Raw genomic sequence first — 2,764 nt, forward strand, 5'->3', positions numbered from 1 at the left:
ATAGCACAGATGTTACCCATGCAAGTGAAGGCTTCATGCGATCAATGGCTGATCAAATGTTTTTCAGGTGCTACACTAATAGGGTTTGTTTCCTTAACATTCAGCTGGCTACCACGCCTACATAGATAATTGGTATTGGCACGGTAATTTTAATAGCATAAAACTTAAACGTGTTTCTTGGTGACCAGAACTTATCACCTTTAATTACAATAATTTGGTATTGAAAAATGAAAAGAATCGAATCTTTAGATATTTTTAGAGGTATTTGTGCAATCCTAGTGATGTTTATACACATACGAGTATCTGGGACCGTGACGGAACTACCGATATCTAGAAATGCATATGCATTTGTAGATTTTTTCTTTATACTTAGCGGTTTTGTTATTGCAATGAAGTATACGAATACTTCTACAACTTTCAAAAATTACATAACAACTCGTTTTTTTAGAATATATCCTTTGTTTTTTGTTTTAATGACTGTGTCTGTAGTAAATGAATCATTAAAGTATATTGCAAACACAAAGCTAGGAATAGAATTTGGAGCAAGCCCATTCACTGGAGGTTCCTCTCCTGAGTTCATACCATATTATTACACACTAACACAGGCATGGCTTCCATGGGTTAAAAGTAATGGGTTCTTATACCCATCGTGGAGCATTAGCATTGAATTTTACATGTATATTGTTTTATGGGTGTTGATATCTCACAGATATTTTAAAGCATCTACAGTGATATTTTTGCTTGCATCATTGTCAATTGCAATTATTAACCATAGGGAATCATATCCAAACGATGTAATGAGAGGTATGATTTGCATCCCATTGGGCGCATTAGCTTTTTATATTAAAGACTATATAAAAAAGATGCCATACATGGAAATACCCATGATTATAGCCTGTTATTTTGCGGTGACTCAAGAATACAGTTTTAAGTTCATTGGAGTTTCAATTTCATTTTTCATCACGATAATAATATTCAGCCATGATTCTGGTGTTATTTCGAAAGTTATCATTAATAGATTTATGAAGTACCTTGGTAAATTATCTTACTCAATATACTTGTCTCACTCCATTGTTCTATATTTTTTCGTACTCATATCTATAATAATAGGTAAGGTTTTAGGATTGAACTTCAGCCACTACGAGGGGAGTTCAAGAATAATAGACTTTGGGAATGTTATATTTAATAATATTTTTATTCTCTTAGCGCTCATTTCAACTATATGTGTTTCGCACATTACAAATAAATACATTGAAGCGCCTTTCATGAAACTTGCAAAGAGAAATAAACTTAAAGCAGTTACGGAGTAACGTTATTTAATAAGAGGATGGTTGCAATCCTACAACCATCCAATTGATTATGGTATTGTCGTTATTGTATTTTGTTTCTTAATTATCCCACCAATAAAAGACGACCCGTTATAATATGTAGCGTTGCAATACTCAAAACCTGTTCCGGATGATGTCAATATATTTTCTGATGGCTGATAGAACCATATTCCATGAGGTAAAAAGTTACAACCGGACTGCGTTGGAGATAATGAATAGCTTCCTATATTTCCATTGAAATCATAATATTTAAACCCACTACCAGAAGAGCCGTCGAATGAGCAGTTTGTTGACATTACGCACTGTAGCGCCGTGTTTGATGCAGAGGCAACAAGAACCCCACTACCGCCGAATGACATAAACTTACAGTTAATAATCCCAACACCTTGGATGTTTGCATTTATAACGCCATACAGGCAATCAACGCCAAAGGTATTATCTGAGATATACCCAGAGTAATGTCTAAATCCTGCTGTCCCCCTCAAGCATATTCCAGCATCACAATTAAAATCATTGTTAGCGAACTCAACCCTTACCTGCCCCAACCCGCTATTACTTCGGTATATATTTATTCCGTAGTTAAGGTTTTGGAATGTGCAGTTTTTAACCTCAATGAAATCGAGTTTAACGTTGAACAAGCTTAATCCAGCTGACTGATTGGCGAGGTGCGCCCCATTTACTGGGAATACAGTATCGGAGCCCGGAGTCGGTACCGTCATCAATGTTTTTGGGTTCAAGTATGGGTTTTTGCTTGTGCTGTAAAAATATACCCCATCAACTGATAAAACTGAAGAATCAATTACTTTAAATCCAGAAGCATTAAACGGCTTTGCCCCCGGAGATAGTTGAAGCCCAAATCGCTGTCCATCTTCTCTAATCTGCCACTGCCCCCCTCTAACCACTAGCCTTGTATTTCCAATAAATGATGATGAACCTTCTGATATTACCGAATTATCAAGATAAAGCACTGTGTTAGAGAATGCTGATATTAGTATATTACATTTTATTAAGTTATTTGATATTTGAATGTCATCGCAAAAAGCAAAAGCACCTATTCCTGTTTGTGATGATGTATTGTTGTTGTGCGCTTGACAGTGATAAACCGCGCTATGAAAGTATATACTCCAGTGATCTAGTGTGTACCATGAATTACCAATTATTGGTGATGATATCTGGTTATCATGAACATTCGCATAAGCGATCTGCTTATATATTGCTATATCAGAGTCACCAACGCCTGTGGAAGATATTTTATTGTGCGCTATTTCAGCTACTGAGCTTTGTATGCTAAAGCTGATTCTTGGCTGATCATTATCTAAATGATCTTTTGTTGTAATAACGTAGTCGTTGTGAATAAATCGAGAATTGTAACATCCATAGTGCATCTCAACAGTGCAATCTTTAAAATAACAATGCTCGATAACAAGATCAACTTG

2 protein-coding genes are annotated in these 2,764 nt (G+C 35.7%); one reads left to right on the top strand and one right to left on the bottom strand.

What is annotated here, in order from left to right; all coding sequences use genetic code 11:
- Window positions 1-227 precede the first annotated feature (227 nt).
- The gene (locus V6940_RS22600; protein WP_023281007.1) at window positions 228-1,310 is read left to right on the top strand and encodes an acyltransferase family protein; all 1,083 of its coding nucleotides are present in this window, start codon (window positions 228-230) and stop codon (window positions 1,308-1,310) included.
- Between the two features lie 47 nt (window positions 1,311-1,357).
- Here the strand turns inward: V6940_RS22600 and V6940_RS22605 are convergent.
- Window positions 1,358-2,764, bottom strand: a 1,407-nt coding sequence (locus V6940_RS22605; RefSeq protein WP_333497407.1) for a hypothetical protein, incomplete at its 5' end; no start/stop codon positions are given.

It is taken from the genome of Kluyvera sp. CHPC 1.251 (genome assembly GCF_036759945.1).
Taxonomy (GTDB): Bacteria; Pseudomonadota; Gammaproteobacteria; order Enterobacterales; family Enterobacteriaceae; genus Kluyvera; species Kluyvera sichuanensis.

What these genes read in the sequence shown, in the direction of transcription:
- V6940_RS22600 (WP_023281007.1), top strand. Translation starts at nt 228, where the DNA reads ATGAAAAGAATCGAATCTTTAGATATTTTTAGAGGTATTTGTGCAATC.